Source organism: Paraburkholderia tropica (assembly GCF_014171495.1).
Taxonomy (GTDB): domain Bacteria; phylum Pseudomonadota; class Gammaproteobacteria; order Burkholderiales; family Burkholderiaceae; genus Paraburkholderia; species Paraburkholderia tropica.
Genome location: NZ_CP049134.1, coordinates 2,538,849 through 2,556,617 on the forward strand (window position 1 = coordinate 2,538,849; position 17,769 = coordinate 2,556,617).

Genomic DNA, 17,769 nt, shown 5'->3' on the forward strand with positions numbered 1-17,769 from the left:
CATGAGCGCCGCTCAACCCTTCATCGCCGTCGTGCCGGCGCGGCTCGCGTCGACGCGGCTGCCGAACAAGCCGCTCGCCGACATCGGCGGCAAGCCCATGGTCGTGCGCGTCGCCGAGCGCGCCCGCGCGGCCGGCGCGCAGCAGGTGCTGATCGCCTCCGACGCCCAGACGGTGCTCGACGCCGCACGCGAACATGGCTTCGAAGCCGTGCTCACGCGCGCCGACCACCCCTCGGGCACCGACCGCCTCGCCGAAGTCGCCGAACACTACGGCTGGAGCGACGAGACGATCGTGGTCAATGTTCAGGGCGATGAACCGCTGATCGACCCGCAGCTGATCTGCGACGTGGCGTCGCACCTGGCGGCGCATCCGGACTGCGCGATCGCCACCGCGGCTCACCCGATCACCGCGCCCGACGAAATCTTCAGCCCGAACGTCGTGAAGGTCGTGCTCGACGCACGCGGCGTGGCGCTCTACTTCTCGCGCGCGCCGATTCCCTGGGCGCGCGACGCCTGGCAGCCGCACTGGTCGCCGGCCCGTCTCGATCTGGCCGCAATGCCCGCCCCGCCTGCACCGGCCACGGTTTATCGGCATATCGGCCTGTATGCGTATCGCGCCAAATTCCTGCGCACCTACCCGACGCTCGCGCACTCGCCGATCGAGCAGGTCGAATCGCTCGAACAGTTGCGCGCGATGTGGCACGGCGAGCGCATCGCGGTGCGCGTGACGCCCGAGGCGCCCGCGCCCGGTGTCGACACGCCCGCCGACCTCGCCCGCGTACAGGCGTTATTCCGACCTTAATAACGGTCGTAGTCCGAAAAACCCGTGGCATAATCAATTGTTTGCGCGAGCCGTCCAAGCCTTTGTGCGTGCGGGTTTGCCCGCTTTTCTTCCGTTGCTGCCCGCCTCCGCAGCGCCGTTCCCGATCCACTTCGGGCACGTTGCCGCGCGGGGCCAGGCGTCACCCCGCATGCCCCGGCCATGATCTCTTGACCGGCGAGCACGGCGCGAGCAAACGGAAGGAGACGCACGACGCCGCCGATGCCGCCCACGAGGGCAGCCGCCGCGCCGCAAGAATTCACACAGATCGGAGAAATTGGAAATGCGTTTGATCCTGTTGGGCGCCCCCGGCGCGGGCAAGGGAACCCAGGCAAACTTCATCAAGGAAAAGTTTGGCATTCCGCAGATCTCGACCGGCGACATGCTGCGCGCCGCCGTGAAAGCGGGCACGCCGCTCGGCCTCGAAGCGAAGCGTTTCATGGATGCGGGCGAACTCGTCACCGACGAGCTCATCATCAATCTCGTGAAGGAACGCCTGAAGGAAGACGACTGCAAGAACGGTTATCTGTTCGACGGTTTCCCGCGCACGCTGCCGCAAGCCGAAGCCATGAAGCAAGCCGGCGTCGCCATCGACTACGTGCTGGAGATCGACGTGCCGTTCGACGAGATCATCGTGCGCATGAGCGGCCGCCGCATGCACCCGGCATCGGGCCGCACGTACCACACGAAGTTCAACCCGCCGAAGCAGGACATGGTCGACGACGTCACCGGCGAGCCGCTCGTGCAGCGCGACGACGACAAGGAAGAGACCGTGCGCAAGCGTCTCGACGTGTACACGGCGCAAACCAAGCCGCTGATCGCCTACTACAGCGAATGGGCGCAGCGCGGTGAAGAAAACGGTCTGAAAGCGCCGCAGTACCGCGCGATCTCGGGTCTGGGCAGCGTCGACGAAATCCGCAATCGCGTGTTCGACGCACTGAAGTAAGAACGTCCCTTGCCGGCCATGCCGGGCGAGGCCCGGCGCAAGCCGGCCTCCCCTCTGGCCGGCCCTGTCTCCTCCTCTGCACGTTTTCGCCGATGAGTCGCGGGCTGGCCCGCACATAACAATCATCGAAGACACATCGAGCAGCCAGGAGGCAGACACATGCAAATCCGCGACAACGTATTCCTGATCACCGGCGGCGCTTCGGGCCTCGGTGCGGCCACCGCACGCCTGATCGCGGCGGAAGGCGGCAAGGTCGCGCTCGCCGACCTCAACGAGGAAGCGGGCCAAGCGCTCGCGAAAGAACTCGGCGGCGCGTTCGTTAAGTGCAACGTCGCGAGCGAGGAAGACGGCGCGCGAGCCGTGGCCGCGGCCACCGCGCTCGGCACGCTGCGCGGCCTCGTCAACTGCGCGGGCATCGCGCCCGCGATCAAGACCGTCGGCAAGGACGGGCCGCATCCGCTCGATGCGTTCAGCAAGACCATTTCGGTCAACCTGATCGGCACCTTCAACATGATCCGCCTTGCGGCGGCCGCCATCGCGCAGACCGCGCCCAACGCAGGCGGCGAGCGCGGCGTGATCGTCAATACGGCGTCGGTCGCGGCCTACGACGGGCAGATCGGCCAGGCGGCCTATGCGGCGTCGAAGGGCGGCGTCGTCGCCATGACGCTGCCGGTCGCGCGCGATCTGTCGCGCAGCGGCATCCGCGTGATGACGATTGCGCCCGGCATCTTCGAAACGCCGATGCTGCTCGGCATGCCGCAGGACGTGCAGGACGCGCTCGGCGCGATGGTGCCGTTCCCGCCTCGCCTCGGCAAACCCGACGAGTACGCCATGCTGGTCAAGCAGATCGTCGAGAATCCGATGCTCAACGGCGAAGTGATCCGCCTCGACGGTGCGATCCGCATGCAGCCGAAGTGAACGCACGCCGTGCGCTTTTTTACACGGTGAAGTAAAAAAAGCCCGCGAATTCGCGGGCTTTTTTGCGTTGAACTGCGCGTCTCAGTCGTTGTCGAGCGTGCGCTGACGCAATTCCTGCAATTGCGATTCGACGACCGTGGCGTCTTCGGCGTCCGGGCGCTCGTCGAGATAATGTTCGAGATCTTCGAGCGCAGGACGCAGATAGTCGAGCCGCGCGTAGGCGAAACCGCGGTCGCGCACTTCCTCGATGCTGTACGGCAGCAGGATCACGAGCCGTTGCTGGATGCCGAGCAGGCGCTCCCAGCGCTCGGTCTGCAAATACACCGACTTCAGATTGCGCAGCATGCGCGCCACGATCTCGCGCCGCGTGGCCGGTTCGAGCAGCATGCGCAGCGCGCGCGCCACCGAATCGCCCGCGCTCGCCACATAGGGCTCGAGCATCTCGACCATGTCCGACTCGGTGAGCGCGCGGCCCGTGGTCGGGTCGAGCATGGCGTCGCCGTCGGGCAGCGAGACGCGCAGCAGGAAATGCCCCGGAAACGACACGCCCTGCACCGGCAGCCCGAGCTGGCCCGCAATCTCCAGATAGATCACCGCGAGGGAGATCGGAATGCCGCGCCGGCGGCGCAGCACGACGTGCAGATGGCTGTTGTCGGGATCGAAAAAGTCGTTCAGATTGGCCGCGAAACCCATCTCGCGGAAGAACACGCGGTTGAGCAGCGCGACCTGCTGGCGCACGTCGGCACCCTCGGGCATGCGCTTGCTGATGCGCAGCGCCAGCTCGTCGATTTCGGCCAGCGTGCCCTGCAGATCGAGGTCCGGGTAGGCGTCCTGCGCGATCGACAGCGCCGCTTCGGTAAGCGGCAGGCTGTCGTCTTCGGCAACGAGCGTGCTGAAATAATCCAGCACCCGCGTGTTCATCGTCATCACTTCGTGCGCCTCTTGAAGTATGCGTATTTGAAGCCCATCAGCCACAGCATACCGAAATATAGCGCCGCAAACAGAACCAGGCAGGCTGCGAGCAAAGCGATGCGCGCGAGCGGTTCGTGCCGCAGGCCGATCCAGTCGTAGCTGATCGAGCACCAGTGCATCGCCCCTGCCAGCACGAGGCATGCCCCGAGCAGTTGCACGAAGAACGTCGTCCAGCCCGACGACGGCATATAGATGCCGCGGCGGCGCAGGCCGATAAAGAGCAGCAGCGCGTTCATGCAGGCGCCGAGGCCCACCGAGAGCGTCAGCCCCGCGTGCGAGAAGATCGGCACGAAGATGTAATTGCTGATCTGCGTGGCGATCAGCACGCCCACGCCGATCTTCACCGGCGTCTTGATGTCCTGGCGCGCATAAAAACCGGGCGCGAGGATCTTGATCAGAATGAGGCCGACGAGACCCACGCCGTACGCGGCGAGCGCGCGGCCCGTCATGATGACCGAAGTGGCGTCGAACTTGCCGTAGTGGAACAGCGTGGCCGTGAGCGGCTCGGCGAAGAAAAACAGCGCAACCGCCGACGGCGCGGCCAGCAGGAACGTCACGCGCAGGCCCCAGTCGAGCAGCGCGGAATATTCGTGCGGATCGGCGTCGACGTGCGCTTTCGAGAGGCTCGGCAGCAGGATCGTGCCGAGCGCCACGCCCAGCAGGGCCGTGGGAAATTCCATCAGGCGGTCGGCGTAATTGATCCACGAGACCGCGCCCGGACCGAGCCGCGAGGCGATATTCGTATTGATGATCAGGCTGATCTGCGCGACCGAGACCGCGAACATGGCGGGCATCATCTTCGCGAGCACGCGCTTGACGCCGCGATGCGCGAGCGCCTTGAGCGGATTCAGGCCGATGCGCGGCATCATGTCGATGCGCTTCAAACCCGGCAACTGCACGATGAACTGCAGCACGCCGCCCACGATCACCGCCCACGCGAGCGCGTAGACCGGCTGCTTCATGTGCGGCGCGAACGCCACCGCCGCCGTGATGAACGACACGTTGAGCAGCACCGGCGCGAACGCGGGCAGCGAGAACTGCTTGTACGTGTTCAACACGCCCGAGGCCAGCGACGTCAGCGAAATGAACACGATGTACGGGAACATGATGCGCGTCATCACGACGGCAAGCTGATACGCCTGGCCGTCGCTCTTGAGGCCCGAGGCGACCACGGTCACCACGAACGACGCGCCGACAATGCCGAGCAGCGAGAGCACGGCGAGCACCCACGCGAGCACCGTCGAGGTGGCGTCGACGAGCGCGCGCGTGGCGTCGTGGCCTTGCTGGTTCTTGAACTCCGCGAGGATCGGCACGAAAGCCTGCGAAAACGCGCCTTCGGCCGAGATGCGGCGCAGCAGGTTGGGAATGCGGAACGCGACGTAGAAGGCGTCGGTGTACTGACTCGCGCCGAAAGCTCGGGCGATCAGCGTTTCGCGGGCCAGTCCGGTCACGCGCGACAGCAGCGTGAAGCCGCTGACCGTCAGCAGGGCTCGGAATAGATTCATGGGGCGCTTATTATACGGGTGCCGTCAGTCACGCCGGCGATGCGCGGCGTCAAGGATGCCACGGCGCGATCCGACACCATGGCGAGCCCATTCTGACCGCTGTGCGGGCGCAGCGTTCGCCGCAATCCCGTCGATTTCTGCGCTCGGCGCGCCGGATTTTCCGCCGCCTTTCCCGGCTCACCGACCGGTCCCGTCGCCCGCCCATCGACGCGCGATTGCCATGCCTCTGATTTCGTTGCTATAATTCGCGGTTTCGGGTTGCGTCAGCGATTCGAAAAGAAACTCGCGCGCCTTGGAAAGGAAGCGCAAAGCAGCGGTTCGATCCGCCCCCTTTGCGGTTTGGCACAAGAGGCGCAGCTGGCAAAGCTGTTCTGCCGGCAAATACCGTTTTGCGTGACGAATTCCCCTCGGGGTTTTCCTCGGCGCAAATCCAGGCACAGAGCGCTGCATTATCCGGTCGAACACCGGCGCACGCTCCTGAAACATCAGGAACCAACATGGCAAATACCGCACAAGCACGCAAGCGCGCCCGTCAGGCGACCAAGCAAAACGCCCACAACTCGGCACTGCGCTCGAAGTTCCGCACCGCAATCAAGGCTGTTCGCAAGGCAATCGACGCCGGCGACAAGGCAGCGGCTGCTGAAATCCTGAAGGCATCGGGCAAGACGCTGGACATCATTGCGGACAAGAAGATCGTCCACAAGAACAAGGCAGCTCGTCATAAGAGCCGTCTGGCTGCTGCCATCAAGGCAATGGCCTGAGCGATTCGGGAGCTTCCCGTTTCCGCTGAATGAAAAACCCGCTTCGGCGGGTTTTTTGTTGTCCGTACGTTTCGCGTCGCCCTTTCGCCCATCCACTTCGCGCGGGCGCAAAAAAACCCGCCGCGGCGGGTTTTTAGGTTGGGCGGCGCAAGCGCGCGAGCATGACGCTCAGCGACCGGTGCCCTGCTGCGTGGCGTGATCGTGCGGCAGTTCGCAGGCCTCGGTCACCACGAGGTCGTTGTCCTTGGCGAAATTCAGCACGAAGTTGAAGGCCATCGGCTCGATGTCTTTCAGACGCGAATCGAGCACCACCACCTTGAGATCGCCGATCATGGTCGGCCGCACATAGAGCGAGTAGCGCAGATAGGCGTTCGGGCCGCGCGCATTGGCCGACGCTTTCGGGCCGAAGCTCGACATCACGCCCGCCAGACGCTCCGACCAGTCGCTCGGTCGAAACTTCTTCCCCTTGCTGGTAATGCCTTGAATGAAGTATTCGGTAGGAGCGTCGTCGGCCATGTAAGGGTCCTGTGTAACTGCGCGGCGCCGCGTACGTCGTGCGGCTGAAACAAGGGCACGAGCGCGCCGCCGTCCGCGCTGTTCGCGCTGCTTTCGCGGGTCTCCAGCCCCGGACGGTTCGCCCGATGGCCGCGCGCAAGGACAGTCCGATGGAAAGGGGAGCCGCCGACCGCGCATGGCGACCCGCGCGGCGTCTCGCATTCGCCAGACGTCTGGGGCCCACGCACAGGCCGCTCCCGCGGGCCTTGCGTGATACGCCGAAAGCCCGCCGTCGTGCCTGAGAAATCGACAAGATTATAGCGCAGCAGCTCTTTTGACGCACCGCACACAAGGGGCTTGACACCGTGTCGCGGCGCGGCGATCGGCCGATGCGACACCCTCGCCGCCCGCCGGCCGGCGGTTTTGGGCGACTCGTCAAATTGCGCAAAATCCTTTATGCTGCATTGACTTACCACCAACCGCAGCGGCGTCGCCGGCCCAATCCTGCAGTTCGAGGCCGGATCGGGCGCCGTTTTCGTTTCATGACCTCCCGGACCATACGCCATTACCTCCAGTTCAAGGATTTCTCCCTTGACGATTATGAATATGTGCTGGAGCGCGCGCGCATCCTGAAGCGCAAGTTCAAGAACTACGAGACCTATCATCCGCTGCACGACCGCACGCTCGCGATGATCTTCGAGAAGAACTCCACGCGCACGCGTCTGTCCTTCGAAGCAGGCATCTTCCAGCTGGGCGGCCACGCCGTGTTCATGAACACGCGCGACACGCAGCTCGGTCGCGGCGAGCCGATCGAAGACTCGGCGCAGGTCATCTCGCGCATGGTCGACATCATCATGATCCGCACGTTCGGCCAGGACATCATCCGCCGCTTCGCCGAAAGCTCGCGCGTGCCGGTCATCAACGGTCTGACGAACGAATATCACCCCTGCCAGGTGCTGGCCGACATCTTCACGTTCTACGAGCTGCGCGGTCCGATCCGCGACAAGACCGTGGCGTGGGTCGGCGACGCCAACAACATGCTGTACACGTGGATCGAAGCCGCGGAAATCCTCGGCTTCAAGCTGCGCATTTCGACGCCGCCGGGCTATCAGCTCGATCCGGCACTCGTCGCGGCGGAAAGCAAGCCGTTCTTCGAAGTGTTCGACGATCCGAACGACGCCTGCACGGGCGCCGATCTGGTGACCACCGACGTGTGGACCAGCATGGGCTTCGAGGCCGAAAACGAAGTGCGCAAGAAAGCCTTCGCCGACTGGTGCGTGGACGCCGACATGATGGCCCGCGCCAACGCCGACGCCCTCTTCATGCACTGCCTGCCCGCGCACCGCGGCGAGGAAGTCAGCGCCGAAGTGATCGACGGCCCGCAGAGCGTGGTCTGGGACGAGGCGGAAAACCGCCTGCACGTCCAGAAGGCGCTGATGGAATTCCTGCTGCTCGGCCGCCTGAACCACTAAGCGCCACGGCCGGTCTCCCGGCGCGCGCCGCAGCGAAAGCGCGGCGCGCGGCCCGTTTGGTGTCAAAATACTGTTTTCCGCGCGTCGGGGCCGCCGATGCGCACAGATCTCACCCGTTACGGATTCACCATGAGCGATATCAAGAAAGTCGTGCTCGCCTACTCCGGCGGCCTCGATACCTCCGTCATCCTGAAGTGGCTGCAGGACAACTACGACGCCGAAGTCGTCACGTTCACGGCCGACATCGGCCAGGGCGAGGAACTCGAGCCGGCGCGCAAGAAGGCGCTTCAGCTGGGCATCAAGCAGGAAAACATCTTCATCGACGACCTCCGCGAAGAGTTCGTCCGTGATTTCGTGTTCCCGATGTTCCGCGCCAACGCGCTGTACGAAGGCGAATATCTGCTCGGCACCTCGATCGCGCGTCCGCTGATCGCCAAGCGTCAGATCGAAATCGCCCGCGCGACCGGCGCGCAAGCCGTCTCGCACGGCGCGACCGGCAAGGGCAACGACCAGGTTCGCTTCGAACTCGGCTACTACGCGCTCGAACCGGGTATCAAGGTCATCGCGCCGTGGCGTGAATGGGATCTGCTGTCGCGCGAAAAGCTGCTCGCCTACGCCGAAAACGCCGGCATCCCCATTGACATGAAGCATCGTCAGGGCGGCGCGCCCTACTCGATGGACGCGAACCTGCTGCACATCTCGTTCGAAGGCCGTCACCTCGAAGATCCGAAGGCGGAAGCCGAGGAAGACATGTGGCGCTGGACGGTGTCGCCGGAACAGGCACCGGATGCGGCCGAATTCGTCGACATCGAGTACGAGCACGGCGACCCGGTCGCGATCAACGGCAAGCGCATGACGCCCGCCGAGATCCTCACGGAACTGAACCGCCTCGGCGGCAAGCACGGCATCGGCCGTCTGGATCTGGTCGAAAACCGCTACGTCGGCATGAAGTCGCGCGGCTGCTATGAAACGCCGGGCGGCACGATCATGCTCAAGGCGCACCGTGGCATCGAATCGATCACGCTCGACCGCGAAGTCGCGCACCTGAAGGACGACCTGCTCGCCCGCTACGCCTCGCTGGTCTACAACGGTTACTGGTGGGCGCCGGAGCGTCAGGCGCTGCAAGTGCTGATCGACCACACGCAGAAGAACGTCAACGGCTGGGTGCGCGTGAAGCTCTACAAGGGCGGCGTCTCGGTCGTCGCGCGCGACTCGAAGGACACGCTGTTCGACAAGACCATCGCGACCTTCGACGACGACGGCGGCGCCTACAACCAGGCCGACGCCGGCGGCTTCATCAAGCTGAACGCGCTGCGCATGCGCATCGCCGAAAACGCACGCCGTCAACGCGGCAAGTAAGCGGTTTCCGCTTCGCTCGCGTTAGTCGCGAGATTCGCGTCATGAAAAAACCGCCCTTCGGGGCGGTTTTTTTTCGTCCTCAACTCGCGCGTGCCAGCGGTTATTCCACGCTTATTCCACGCTCATTGCACCGTTTCACCGAGACGCCGCGCAAGCGACTTCAGCAACGGCGCGACGCGTTCGCGGAACACCTCCGGTCCCATCGACGAGGCCGGACCGCTGCAACTGAGCACCAGCCAGCGCCGCTCGCGCGGCTCGCGAAACGGCACCGCCACGGCGTTGACGTCCTCGTGCCAGTCGCGAAACGAATAGCAGACGCCTTCTTTGCCGAAGGTGTCGATCTCACGCTTCGCGGCTTCCACCAGCGCCGCGCCCTCCGCGCCCGCGGCCTTTTCCAGCTCGGCGAACAGCGCCGCGCGCACGTCGAGCGGCTGCACCGCGAGGTACGCGCGCCCCATCGAACTCGTCAGCATCGACAGCCGCGAGCCGGACGCGAGGCCGAGCGTCAGCGCCGTTTCGCTGCGGATGGTCTCCAGATAGATGACGTCGAGGCCGTCGCGGCAGCCGAGCGACACCGCCGCGCCCACTTCCCGCGCGAACGCGCGCAGATGAGGCCGCGCAAGTTCGAGCGTGTCGGTGCCGGAAAGCAGCGCGAAGCCCAATGACAGCACACCCGCGTCGAGCGCATATTTGCCCAGCGACTCGTCGAAACGCAGATAGCCGAGCACCGTCAGCGTGTACGCAAGCCGGTTGACGGTGGCCTTGGGCAGACCCGTGCGCTCGACGAAATCGCGATTGCCGAGCAGCGTCTCGCCGGGCCGGAAGGCGCGCAGCAATTCGAGCCCGCGTGCGAGCGCCACGACGAACTTGCGCTCGTCGATCGGCCCCGACGCCAGCGTGGTCGCAAACGATGACGAGCTGTTCATTTCAGATGCAGACATAAGCGGGCTAGTGATACACTAAAGTCAATTTGCAAAACATTGTTCCGCTTAGCGGAACCTAAGTCAAGCGCAAATTGCCCATTTCAAGGTTACGAGAGTAAGAAGGAGAGACACCATGGCCGCAAACGCCCAGTTCCATTGGGAAGATCCGCTGCTGCTCGACCAGCAGCTCACCGAAGACGAACGCATGGTGCGCGACGCCGCGGCAGCCTACGCGCAGGACAAGCTCGCGCCGCGCGTGGTGGAAGCGTTCCGTCACGAAAAAACGGACGCCGCGATCTTCCGCGAGATGGGCGAAATCGGCCTGCTCGGCCCGACCATTCCGGAGCAATACGGCGGCCCGGGCCTCAACTATGTCGCCTATGGCCTGATCGCACGCGAAGTCGAACGCATCGACTCGGGCTATCGCTCGATGATGTCGGTGCAATCGTCGCTCGTGATGGTGCCGATCCACGAATTCGGCACGGAAGCGCAAAAGCAGAAGTATCTGCCGAAGCTCGCGACCGGCGAATGGATCGGCTGCTTCGGCCTCACCGAGCCGAACCACGGTTCCGATCCGGGCAGCATGGTCACGCGCGCGAAGAAGGTCAACGGCGGCTACTCGCTCTCGGGCGCGAAGATGTGGATCACGAATTCGCCGATCGCCGACGTGTTCGTGGTCTGGGCCAAGCTCGAGGAAGACGGCAAGGACGACATCCGCGGCTTCATTCTGGAGAAAGGCTGGAAAGGTCTCTCGGCACCCGCGATCCACGGCAAGGTGGGCCTGCGCGCCTCGATCACGGGCGAAATCGTGCTCGACGAAGTGTTCGTGCCGGAAGAGAACATCATGCCGGGCGTGAAGGGCCTGCGCGGACCGTTCACCTGCCTGAACTCGGCTCGCTACGGCATCGCCTGGGGCGCGCTGGGCGCGGCGGAGTCGTGCTGGCACACCGCCCGTCAGTACGTGCTCGACCGCAAGCAGTTCGGCCGCCCGCTCGCCGCGAACCAGCTGATCCAGAAAAAACTCGCCGACATGCAGACGGAAATCACGCTCGGCCTGCAAGGCTGCCTGCGTCTGGGCCGCATGAAGGACGAAGGCACGGCGGCGGTCGAGATCACGTCGATCATGAAGCGCAACTCGTGCGGCAAGTCGCTCGACATCGCGCGTCTCGCGCGCGACATGCTCGGCGGCAACGGCATCTCGGACGAGTTCGGCGTGGCGCGCCACCTCGTGAACCTCGAAGTCGTGAACACCTACGAGGGCACGCACGACATCCACGCGCTGATTCTCGGCCGCGCGCAGACGGGCATTCAGGCGTTTTTCTAAACGCTGCTTCGAAGCCGGTGCGCACTGCGCACTGACTCGCGCGCATAAAAAACGCCGCACGGTCATCAGACGTGCGGCGTTTTTCGTTGGCGGCGATGCGGCCGCGCTTACTTGTTCGGCTGCGGCGTGAGACGCAGATACGGACGCAGCGCCTTGTAGCCCTTCGGAAATTTCTGCTTGATGACTTCCTCGTCCTTCAGCGACGGCACGATCACCACGTCGTCGCCCTGCTTCCAGTTGCCGGGCGTGGCGACCTGATAGTTGTCCGTGAGCTGAAGCGAGTCGATCACGCGCAGGATTTCGTCGAAGTTACGACCCGTACTCGCCGGATAGGTGATGATGAGGCGCACTTTCTTCTTCGGATCGATCACGAACAGCGAGCGCACGGTGAGCGTTTCGTTCGCGTTCGGATGGATCATGTCGTAGAGCGTGGAGACCGTGCGGTCGCCGTCCGCGAGGATCGGGAAACCGACGCTGGCCGCCTGGGTCTCGTTGATGTCCTTGATCCACTCGTTGTGCGACTCGGCGCTATCGACCGACAGCGCGATCGTCTTCACATTGCGCTTCTCGAACTCGTCCTTGAGCTTCGCCGTCAGGCCAAGCTCGGTCGTGCACACCGGCGTGAAATCGGCCGGATGCGAGAACAGCACGCCCCAGCTGTCGCCGAGCCAATCGTGAAACTTGATGCGACCCACGCTCGAATCCTGCTCGAAGTCGGGTGCGATATCGCCAAGACGTAGACTCATGGTGCGGTTTCCTTTGAACATGGTGAGGCGGCGCGAGGCTCGAACCGCCAGGTTGATCAAGAGATTTCGAGACATTGAAGCATACAGGGCGATGTCGCGCGCCCGAACGAACATCGGGTCAGACTGGTATGAGTTTTTGTAATTTTGAGCCGAGTCAGGGAAACTTTACGTGCCAGATCAAATCCATGATCATTCGTCATCTACGTTTCGTGTGCGTCATGCGCAACGCGAACACACCGTACGCGCAGGCCGATCGGCCTGCCGTCAGGTCTTCTGAAGGCCTTCGCAGGGTCTTTGCGGTGTGCTCGCAGGAACGAATCGTGCGAATTCGGGCGTCGTGGCGGCGCGTCACGCTTGCCAGCGCCCGTATCTTTGTTACGATTCACGCGTAATGTGACACGATGGGAGCCAGTCAATGTCAGAGGTCAATAAGGAGAGGCTGATGTCCGATATCAAAACCGTCCTCGCGGATGCCGAGGACCTGCTCAAGCAAGCAGCGAGCGCCACCGGCGAACGCGCTTCGGAGCTGCGTGAAACGGCCCTCTCGCGCCTGAAACAGGCCAAGGAAAAAGCGGCCGACGTTCAGGTCGTGGTGGTCGAGAAAGGCAAGAAGGCGGCACGCGCCACCGACGATTACGTCCACGAACATCCGTGGACGTCGATCGGCATCGCCGCAGGTGTGGGCGTGCTGGTCGGTTTGTTGATCAACCGCAAGTAAAAGACAACGAACACAGCACGGTCACGCGGGTTGCCAGCGAGCGGCTTAAGTCTGCACATCCAAAGCGTCCGGAGATGCTCCGGCACACGGCGGATGCGAACCTGACGGCCTCTCGCTTTGCTCCACGCTCGCACGGCTCGACGCCCGCAGCGATATCTTCTCGACCGCGCCAGCGCTTCCCGCGCATTCGTTAGCCGGCAGGCCGGTGCAGTGCACCGGCCTGTCTTTTCTGGGCGCAATCTTTGCGTCACGCCGGTTGCGTAGCCGCCTGGCTTTCAGTCGGCGCGCCGCCGCCCCAGTCAGCGGCGTACGTCCCTACGCCGGAGCACCCGCCCTTGCCATGACAGACACTCAATCGCAGCGACACGAACATGGACCGGTGCGCCGTCTTCTCGGCTCCGCGTTCGCGATCATCCAGACGCGGCTCGAGCTGATCGGCATCGAGCTGGCCGAAGAAAAGGAGCGCCTGCTCGGCGTGCTGTTCCTCGGGCTGGCCGCGATGATGCTCGCCACCATGGCGCTGATCGCCCTGACCGCGCTGATCGCCATCGCGTTCTGGGACACCTGGCGCTGGCAGGCACTGGCCGGCATCACGCTCGTGTATGCGCTCGCGGCACTCGTCTGTGCGCTCAAGGCGCGTCAGGGCCTCCGCACCGCGCCGATGGTGTTTCAGGCGACGCTCGAAGAATTCGAGAAGGACCGCGAGATCCTTCGCAAACCATAGATTCACGTTCGCCTGCGCTCGTTCGCGTTCGTTCGAGTTCGTCCACTACCCGCCGCAAATCGAAGCCGCAAATCGAAGCCATGAGCCAACCTCGACCGGATAACGCCTTTCGCCCCTCGCGCGCACGTGGCCGCGACCTGTCTACGCCGCAGTTGCGTGCGCTGCGCAAAGAACTGCTGATCGTGCGCGCCAGCGTCGAGCGCGCCGAGATGGCCGAGTCGCTCGTCGAGCTGCGCGAAGCCGTCACGCACTTCAGCTGGCTGCGCTTTCTCGTGCCGGGCTTTGCCGGATCCAGTGGCGGCGCAAGCGCTGCCGGCCTGGGCGCCGGGATCGGCGGACTGCTCAAGCAGTATCCGCTGCTGAGTTCGCTCGCCTCGCTCGTGCTCGCCAAGCCGCTGCGCGAAAGCGTGGCCTCGGCCGCACGCCCCGTCGTCAAGTGGGGCGGCCTCGCCTTCACGGCGTGGGAAGCCTGGCGCATCTGGCAGCAGGTGCGCCGTCAGCGCAGCGCGCCGCAAGGCGGCTCGCGCCGCTATGCCTCGGAAGAAGACGATCTGACGGGCTGAGGCCCAATCAGACCGGTGCGCGATCGGCGAGCACTCAGCATGTGAGATCCACGTGCATCCGCCTGCCATCTGCGTGCGCTCATCGATCCCTCCAGCAATCCCGCACGACCGTCGCACCCGCGTTTGCCCCGGCGACGCGGTTACCGCGCGTGCCGGCCGCATCCAGCAGGAACGTTCCACACGCGTCGTCGCGCATTGGCCCGCTCTCGACCGGCGCGGCGGCGATGGCGTACGCGCCGATCGCATCGTCGGCGGGCAATAACGTGAGCCGATAGACCGCGCGCCCCGCGGGCGGCGCCTGATCCATGCCCGCAGGCAGCGCAGCTACCGATGGACTCTGTGCATCGACGAACTGCGCGGCGCGATAGAGCGCCGCCGCCGCGTCGATCCGATGCCCGCGCGCGATCTGATTGCGCCAGCCCGGCACCGCGAACGCCGCGACAATCGCCGCTGCGGCAAGCGCGATCATCATCTCGAGCAATGTGAACGCGCGACCGTTGCGTGTCATCTCCCCTCCTCTCTTCGCGTCCTCAGAATGGCCGCGTCACGATACGCCGCCAATGTTGTTCGACTCGCGTGCCATCGAACACGACCTGCATCTGCAACCAGCTCTGCGCGTTCTCGGTGGCACCGTAGCCGCGTGCCGTGACGAGATACGCGCGCGCCTCGGGCCGCGTCGCGATGCGCCACGGTTCGACCAGGCATTGCGGCGGCCGCACCGAAGCTGGCCATGACGCAATGGGCGTGGCCGCTTGCGCTGCAAAGGTGTCGCTACGCTTCCAGCCAGCGGGCTCGCCCGATTGCGCAGGGGTCGCGCTCGCGGCAGCCGTTCCGTCGATCAGCGTCCGCGTGCAGGCGATGAGCGCGGCATCGGCGGCATGAAACGCCTGCAAATGGTCGGCCATGCCCGCCGCGCTGCGCGCCTCGAACAGCGACGACTCGAACCATGCCGCCGACGTGACGAGCATCGTCGACACGATCACGAGGACGACGGGAAGCGCCACACCGCGCTCGCGCACAGAGCGCCCAACGCAGCCGTTTGCGTCGCGCATCATGAAGACGATCCCGAAAGCACGTTGCGCACGGCCACGTGCCGCCAGAACGCCTGGCGCGCGCGCCCGTCTGTTGCGGCGACACTGGCACCGTCGCAATCGACATAGCGCGTGCGACGCGCCAGCGGCGCGCCACGCACGAGCACGCACAGATCGACCGCGATCACCGAATTCCACTGTTCGCGCGCAAGCGCCGAGGCGTCGAGCGCCTGTGCCGCACCGGCAAGCCAGTAGCGCAACCGCAGACGTTCGACGCCTTCCACCAACGGTTGCGCGGTCCCAACCTTCCCCGAGCCTTCGCAGTAAAGCTCGGGCTCGCCCGTCGAACTGCTCGCCTTCGCGTGAAAGCGGTTGAGCACTTCGCTGCCGTTGGCGCCGACGGCCTGGCCGAGGCAATCGGTGATCTGTCCGTTCGCCGACAGCCACGTGGATTCGCCATCGCCCTGGTAACGCAGCGCAAGTCCGTCCGAGCGATTGGACAGCACTTCGCAGGACGGATTGGCGTCCGTGCCCGCGACTCTCCCTCCTGCGCAGCCGAACAGCGGCGGCCCGGCGAGCCCGTCTGAAGCATCGGCGGACACGAAGCCCGCCATCTGAATCTGCTCGCCGATCAGCATGAGCGCGTTCACGCCCGCTTCGTGGATGCGCGCCGCGTCGGTGCTCCACGCGAATGCCTGGCGCTGCGAACGATACGCGGCCAGCGCACCCGCCATCACGACGAGACTCAACGCGACCGCAATCGTAAATTCGAGCAGCGTGTGGCCACCCGTCATCCGTCTGCGCTTGGGCCGGATCGCGCGCTTCATTTCGCGAACGCCAGCGACAGACAGCCGCGCGGCGCTTGCACGCCAACGCTGCCCTCGCATCCCGCAGCGGCCTGTTGCGAATCGGGCGCGGCTTCGTCGCGCTGGGCCGTCCACATGAGCGTTGCAAGCGATGCCGCGCCGCCCGCGCTCGTCACCGTGACGCGCGCATCGGGCAACAGCGTGGAAGCGCGCGACTTCCAGAGCTCGGACGCAGGCGCACCAGTCTGCGCGGCTTCGGCGAGCGCGTCAGCCAGAAACGCCGCCCGCGTGCGCGCCGCCGACGCCGCCGCGTGCCGCGCGAGTCCAAGCTGCGCATTCAGCAGCCCGAGCCCGCACATCGTCACGAGCGCCATTGCGATAACGACTTCGAGCAAGGCCACGCCACGCGTCGATCCACGCGGGCCTCGATGGACGGTCCGCCCGCTCATGACGCCGCGCCGCACGCACCCTCGCTCACACGCGCACGACCGCCCGCCGCCACCCGCAGGCAACGGCGCCAGGCGGCGCTGCGCGTCGACGCCGTCGTCACGCGCGGCGCGATGTCGAAATTACGCAGGCTGCCGATGGTCTGCCCCGCCGGCGGCGTGAAAGTCAGCGCGGTAAGCGTGGAAGCAATGGCGATCTCGTCGAGCGCCGGCTGTGCGCGCAGCAGCACGTTCGCGCCCGCCTGCTCCGCCACGACCGCCCAGCCGCACGACCAGTCCGCGAGTCCGGACGGGCAGGCTTTACCCGTGGCGAGGCAACGGCGCGCCGCGTCGATCCGGCACACGGTAATGCGCGTCTTGCGCCGGATCGCCTCGCTGCGCGCATAGGAGAAAGTGCCGAGCAAAGCGTTCGCGCGCGCATCGACCTGGTCGCGCATGCGCCACGCCGCGAACGTAGGCACGGCCGCGGTGACGCAGATCGCGAACAGCACGATCACGGCCATGGTTTCGAGCAAAGTGAAGCCGGCACATTTCATCTGCAATCCTGATTTTTCGGGGATTGCAATCACTCTAGAGGCGAAACGAAACCGGAACAATTAGCCGAACGGCTAGCTGTTGCGCACGCGTCTGGCTCGCGACAATGCAAGCATCACGAACCACAGCGGCAACAAAAGGGAGAAAGCGATGCGAGTAACGGCAGGCGTTACAGCGAGGCGGGCAATACGGGTCAGGCGCGCGCGTTCAGCGCTTTTTCGGCGGCGTGGCGGCACCGCTCGCGCGGCGGAATTCCTCGATCACATCCTCGAATTCGGAGACGTCCTCGAAGCGCCGGTACACAGACGCAAACCGCACGAACGCGACCTTGTCGAGTTCGCGCAACTCGCCCATCACAAGCTCGCCGAGGCGCTCGCTGCGCACCTCGCGCTCGCCGCTGCCGAGCAGTTGATATTCGATACGGGCGACCGCCGCGTCGATGGCGTCGGCCGCAACGGGCCGCTTGCGCAGCGCCAGTTGCATGCTCGCCATGATCTTGCGGCGGTCGAATTCCGTGCGGCTGCCGTCCTTCTTGACGATCGCCGGCATCGCCAGCTCGACCCGCTCGTACGTCGTGAAACGCTTGTCGCAGGCCGGGCAGCGGCGGCGGCGCCGGATCGCGGCGCCGTCCTCGGACACGCGAGAGTCGACCACTTGCGTGTCTTCATGCCGGCAGAAGGGGCAGCGCATACTGGCTTAACGCAGG

Annotated in this window: 21 protein-coding genes; 10 read left to right on the forward strand and 11 right to left on the reverse strand. The window is 65.1% G+C overall.

What is annotated here, in order from left to right:
• Nucleotide 1 precedes the first annotated feature (1 nt).
• The 3 genes from kdsB to G5S35_RS11450 all read left to right on the forward strand — a co-directional run bounded on the left by kdsB (nucleotide 2) and on the right by G5S35_RS11450 (nucleotide 2,684).
• Nucleotides 2-802 carry a 3-deoxy-manno-octulosonate cytidylyltransferase gene (kdsB, locus tag G5S35_RS11440; protein WP_065065228.1) on the forward strand — a complete coding sequence of 267 codons (801 nt, stop codon included), beginning with the start codon at nucleotides 2-4 and terminating at the stop codon, nucleotides 800-802.
• Nucleotides 803-1,103: 301 nt separating this feature from the next.
• Nucleotides 1,104-1,766, forward strand: a complete 663-nt coding sequence (adk, locus tag G5S35_RS11445; protein ID WP_065065229.1) for an adenylate kinase — start codon at nucleotides 1,104-1,106, stop codon at nucleotides 1,764-1,766.
• Nucleotides 1,767-1,925: 159 nt separating this feature from the next.
• Nucleotides 1,926-2,684 (forward strand): 3-hydroxyacyl-CoA dehydrogenase, encoded by a 759-nt coding sequence (locus G5S35_RS11450; RefSeq protein WP_065065230.1) that lies wholly within the window; start codon nucleotides 1,926-1,928, stop codon nucleotides 2,682-2,684.
• An 81-nt stretch (nucleotides 2,685-2,765) separates the two neighbouring features.
• Here G5S35_RS11450 and G5S35_RS11455 read toward each other — a convergent pair whose 3' ends face one another.
• Both G5S35_RS11455 and murJ read right to left on the reverse strand, forming a co-directional pair.
• Nucleotides 2,766-3,611 carry a SirB1 family protein gene (locus G5S35_RS11455; protein ID WP_065065231.1) on the reverse strand — a complete coding sequence of 282 codons (846 nt, stop codon included), beginning with the start codon at nucleotides 3,609-3,611 and terminating at the stop codon, nucleotides 2,766-2,768.
• Nucleotides 3,611-5,161: a murein biosynthesis integral membrane protein MurJ gene (gene murJ / locus G5S35_RS11460; RefSeq protein WP_065065232.1), complete on the reverse strand. Its 1,551-nt coding sequence runs from the start codon at nucleotides 5,159-5,161 to the stop codon at nucleotides 3,611-3,613. Before murJ ends, G5S35_RS11455 begins: the two co-directional genes overlap by 1 nt.
• Nucleotides 5,162-5,658: 497 nt before the next feature.
• On the opposite strand from murJ, the gene rpsT reads away from it, so the two are divergent.
• On the forward strand, nucleotides 5,659-5,922 hold the full coding sequence (rpsT, locus tag G5S35_RS11465; protein WP_065065233.1) for a 30S ribosomal protein S20: 264 nt from the start codon (nucleotides 5,659-5,661) through the stop codon (nucleotides 5,920-5,922).
• Nucleotides 5,923-6,090: 168 nt separating this feature from the next.
• On the opposite strand, the gene G5S35_RS11470 is transcribed toward rpsT, so the two are convergent.
• Nucleotides 6,091-6,438, reverse strand: coding sequence for a DUF3579 domain-containing protein (locus tag G5S35_RS11470; RefSeq protein ID WP_065065234.1), 348 nt, complete (start codon nucleotides 6,436-6,438; stop codon nucleotides 6,091-6,093).
• Between the two features lie 521 nt (nucleotides 6,439-6,959).
• Between G5S35_RS11470 and argF the strand changes: the two genes are divergently transcribed.
• Both argF and G5S35_RS11480 read left to right on the forward strand, forming a co-directional pair.
• Nucleotides 6,960-7,889, forward strand: coding sequence for an ornithine carbamoyltransferase (argF, locus tag G5S35_RS11475; RefSeq protein ID WP_065065235.1), 930 nt, complete (start codon nucleotides 6,960-6,962; stop codon nucleotides 7,887-7,889).
• A gap of 129 nt (nucleotides 7,890-8,018) precedes the next feature.
• Entirely contained in the window at nucleotides 8,019-9,248 is a 1,230-nt protein-coding gene (locus G5S35_RS11480; RefSeq protein WP_065065236.1) for an argininosuccinate synthase, read from the forward strand.
• 122 nt (nucleotides 9,249-9,370) lie between these two features.
• Here the strand turns inward: G5S35_RS11480 and G5S35_RS11485 are convergent, their stop codons facing one another.
• Complete coding sequence (locus G5S35_RS11485; RefSeq protein WP_110327927.1) at nucleotides 9,371-10,174, reverse strand: IclR family transcriptional regulator; 804 nt, start codon at nucleotides 10,172-10,174, stop codon at nucleotides 9,371-9,373.
• Nucleotides 10,175-10,304: 130 nt separating this feature from the next.
• On the opposite strand from G5S35_RS11485, the gene G5S35_RS11490 reads away from it, so the two are divergent.
• Nucleotides 10,305-11,495: an acyl-CoA dehydrogenase gene (locus tag G5S35_RS11490; RefSeq protein WP_065065238.1), complete on the forward strand. Its 1,191-nt coding sequence runs from the start codon at nucleotides 10,305-10,307 to the stop codon at nucleotides 11,493-11,495.
• Between the two features lie 107 nt (nucleotides 11,496-11,602).
• Here the strand turns inward: G5S35_RS11490 and G5S35_RS11495 are convergent, their stop codons facing one another.
• A complete protein-coding gene (locus tag G5S35_RS11495) occupies nucleotides 11,603-12,241 on the reverse strand; it encodes a peroxiredoxin (RefSeq protein WP_065065246.1) in 639 nt (212 codons plus the stop codon).
• Between the two features lie 415 nt (nucleotides 12,242-12,656).
• Here G5S35_RS11495 and G5S35_RS11500 point away from each other — a divergent pair, with 415 nt between their 5' ends.
• The 3 genes from G5S35_RS11500 (at nucleotide 12,657) to G5S35_RS11510 (ending at nucleotide 14,246) form a co-directional block, all read left to right on the forward strand.
• Nucleotides 12,657-12,959, forward strand: a complete 303-nt coding sequence (locus tag G5S35_RS11500; protein ID WP_027817793.1) for an ElaB/YgaM/YqjD family protein — start codon at nucleotides 12,657-12,659, stop codon at nucleotides 12,957-12,959.
• Between the two features lie 340 nt (nucleotides 12,960-13,299).
• The gene (locus tag G5S35_RS11505; RefSeq protein ID WP_065065239.1) at nucleotides 13,300-13,683 is read left to right on the forward strand and encodes a phage holin family protein; all 384 of its coding nucleotides are present in this window, start codon (nucleotides 13,300-13,302) and stop codon (nucleotides 13,681-13,683) included.
• Between the two features lie 80 nt (nucleotides 13,684-13,763).
• Entirely contained in the window at nucleotides 13,764-14,246 is a 483-nt protein-coding gene (locus G5S35_RS11510; protein WP_074986261.1) for a DUF3318 domain-containing protein, read from the forward strand.
• A 79-nt stretch (nucleotides 14,247-14,325) separates the two neighbouring features.
• On the opposite strand, the gene G5S35_RS11515 is transcribed toward G5S35_RS11510, so the two are convergent.
• From G5S35_RS11515 to nrdR, 6 genes are all read right to left on the reverse strand, one after another.
• The gene (locus tag G5S35_RS11515) at nucleotides 14,326-14,754 is read right to left on the reverse strand and encodes a type IV pilin protein (RefSeq protein ID WP_183038313.1); all 429 of its coding nucleotides are present in this window, start codon (nucleotides 14,752-14,754) and stop codon (nucleotides 14,326-14,328) included.
• Between the two features lie 22 nt (nucleotides 14,755-14,776).
• On the reverse strand, nucleotides 14,777-15,250 hold the full coding sequence (locus tag G5S35_RS11520; RefSeq protein WP_231957764.1) for a pilus assembly PilX family protein: 474 nt from the start codon (nucleotides 15,248-15,250) through the stop codon (nucleotides 14,777-14,779).
• A 47-nt stretch (nucleotides 15,251-15,297) separates the two neighbouring features.
• On the reverse strand, nucleotides 15,298-16,104 hold the full coding sequence (locus G5S35_RS11525) for a PilW family protein (RefSeq protein WP_080180365.1): 807 nt from the start codon (nucleotides 16,102-16,104) through the stop codon (nucleotides 15,298-15,300).
• Nucleotides 16,101-16,478 carry a hypothetical protein gene (locus G5S35_RS11530; protein WP_183038314.1) on the reverse strand — a complete coding sequence of 126 codons (378 nt, stop codon included), beginning with the start codon at nucleotides 16,476-16,478 and terminating at the stop codon, nucleotides 16,101-16,103. Before G5S35_RS11530 ends, G5S35_RS11525 begins: the two co-directional genes overlap by 4 nt.
• A gap of 50 nt (nucleotides 16,479-16,528) precedes the next feature.
• A complete protein-coding gene (locus G5S35_RS11535) occupies nucleotides 16,529-17,065 on the reverse strand; it encodes a GspH/FimT family pseudopilin (protein ID WP_065065248.1) in 537 nt (178 codons plus the stop codon).
• Nucleotides 17,066-17,270: 205 nt separating this feature from the next.
• The gene (nrdR, locus tag G5S35_RS11540) at nucleotides 17,271-17,753 is read right to left on the reverse strand and encodes a transcriptional regulator NrdR (protein ID WP_028220157.1); all 483 of its coding nucleotides are present in this window, start codon (nucleotides 17,751-17,753) and stop codon (nucleotides 17,271-17,273) included.
• Nucleotides 17,754-17,769: the final 16 nt, after the last annotated feature.

What these genes read in the sequence shown, in the direction of transcription:
- kdsB (WP_065065228.1), top strand. Translation starts at nt 2, where the DNA reads ATGAGCGCCGCTCAACCCTTCATCGCCGTCGTGCCGGCGCGGCTCGCG.
- adk (WP_065065229.1), top strand. Translation starts at nt 1,104, where the DNA reads ATGCGTTTGATCCTGTTGGGCGCCCCCGGCGCGGGCAAGGGAACCCAG.
- G5S35_RS11450 (WP_065065230.1), top strand. Translation starts at nt 1,926, where the DNA reads ATGCAAATCCGCGACAACGTATTCCTGATCACCGGCGGCGCTTCGGGC.
- G5S35_RS11455 (WP_065065231.1), bottom strand. Translation starts at nt 3,611, where the DNA reads ATGACGATGAACACGCGGGTGCTGGATTATTTCAGCACGCTCGTTGCC.
- murJ (WP_065065232.1), bottom strand. Translation starts at nt 5,161, where the DNA reads ATGAATCTATTCCGAGCCCTGCTGACGGTCAGCGGCTTCACGCTGCTG.
- rpsT (WP_065065233.1), top strand. Translation starts at nt 5,659, where the DNA reads ATGGCAAATACCGCACAAGCACGCAAGCGCGCCCGTCAGGCGACCAAG.
- G5S35_RS11470 (WP_065065234.1), bottom strand. Translation starts at nt 6,438, where the DNA reads ATGGCCGACGACGCTCCTACCGAATACTTCATTCAAGGCATTACCAGC.
- argF (WP_065065235.1), top strand. Translation starts at nt 6,960, where the DNA reads ATGACCTCCCGGACCATACGCCATTACCTCCAGTTCAAGGATTTCTCC.
- G5S35_RS11480 (WP_065065236.1), top strand. Translation starts at nt 8,019, where the DNA reads ATGAGCGATATCAAGAAAGTCGTGCTCGCCTACTCCGGCGGCCTCGAT.
- G5S35_RS11485 (WP_110327927.1), bottom strand. Translation starts at nt 10,174, where the DNA reads ATGAACAGCTCGTCATCGTTTGCGACCACGCTGGCGTCGGGGCCGATC.
- G5S35_RS11490 (WP_065065238.1), top strand. Translation starts at nt 10,305, where the DNA reads ATGGCCGCAAACGCCCAGTTCCATTGGGAAGATCCGCTGCTGCTCGAC.
- G5S35_RS11495 (WP_065065246.1), bottom strand. Translation starts at nt 12,241, where the DNA reads ATGAGTCTACGTCTTGGCGATATCGCACCCGACTTCGAGCAGGATTCG.
- G5S35_RS11500 (WP_027817793.1), top strand. Translation starts at nt 12,657, where the DNA reads ATGTCAGAGGTCAATAAGGAGAGGCTGATGTCCGATATCAAAACCGTC.
- G5S35_RS11505 (WP_065065239.1), top strand. Translation starts at nt 13,300, where the DNA reads ATGACAGACACTCAATCGCAGCGACACGAACATGGACCGGTGCGCCGT.
- G5S35_RS11510 (WP_074986261.1), top strand. Translation starts at nt 13,764, where the DNA reads ATGAGCCAACCTCGACCGGATAACGCCTTTCGCCCCTCGCGCGCACGT.
- G5S35_RS11515 (WP_183038313.1), bottom strand. Translation starts at nt 14,754, where the DNA reads ATGACACGCAACGGTCGCGCGTTCACATTGCTCGAGATGATGATCGCG.
- G5S35_RS11525 (WP_080180365.1), bottom strand. Translation starts at nt 16,104, where the DNA reads ATGAAGCGCGCGATCCGGCCCAAGCGCAGACGGATGACGGGTGGCCAC.
- G5S35_RS11535 (WP_065065248.1), bottom strand. Translation starts at nt 17,065, where the DNA reads ATGAAATGTGCCGGCTTCACTTTGCTCGAAACCATGGCCGTGATCGTG.
- nrdR (WP_028220157.1), bottom strand. Translation starts at nt 17,753, where the DNA reads ATGCGCTGCCCCTTCTGCCGGCATGAAGACACGCAAGTGGTCGACTCT.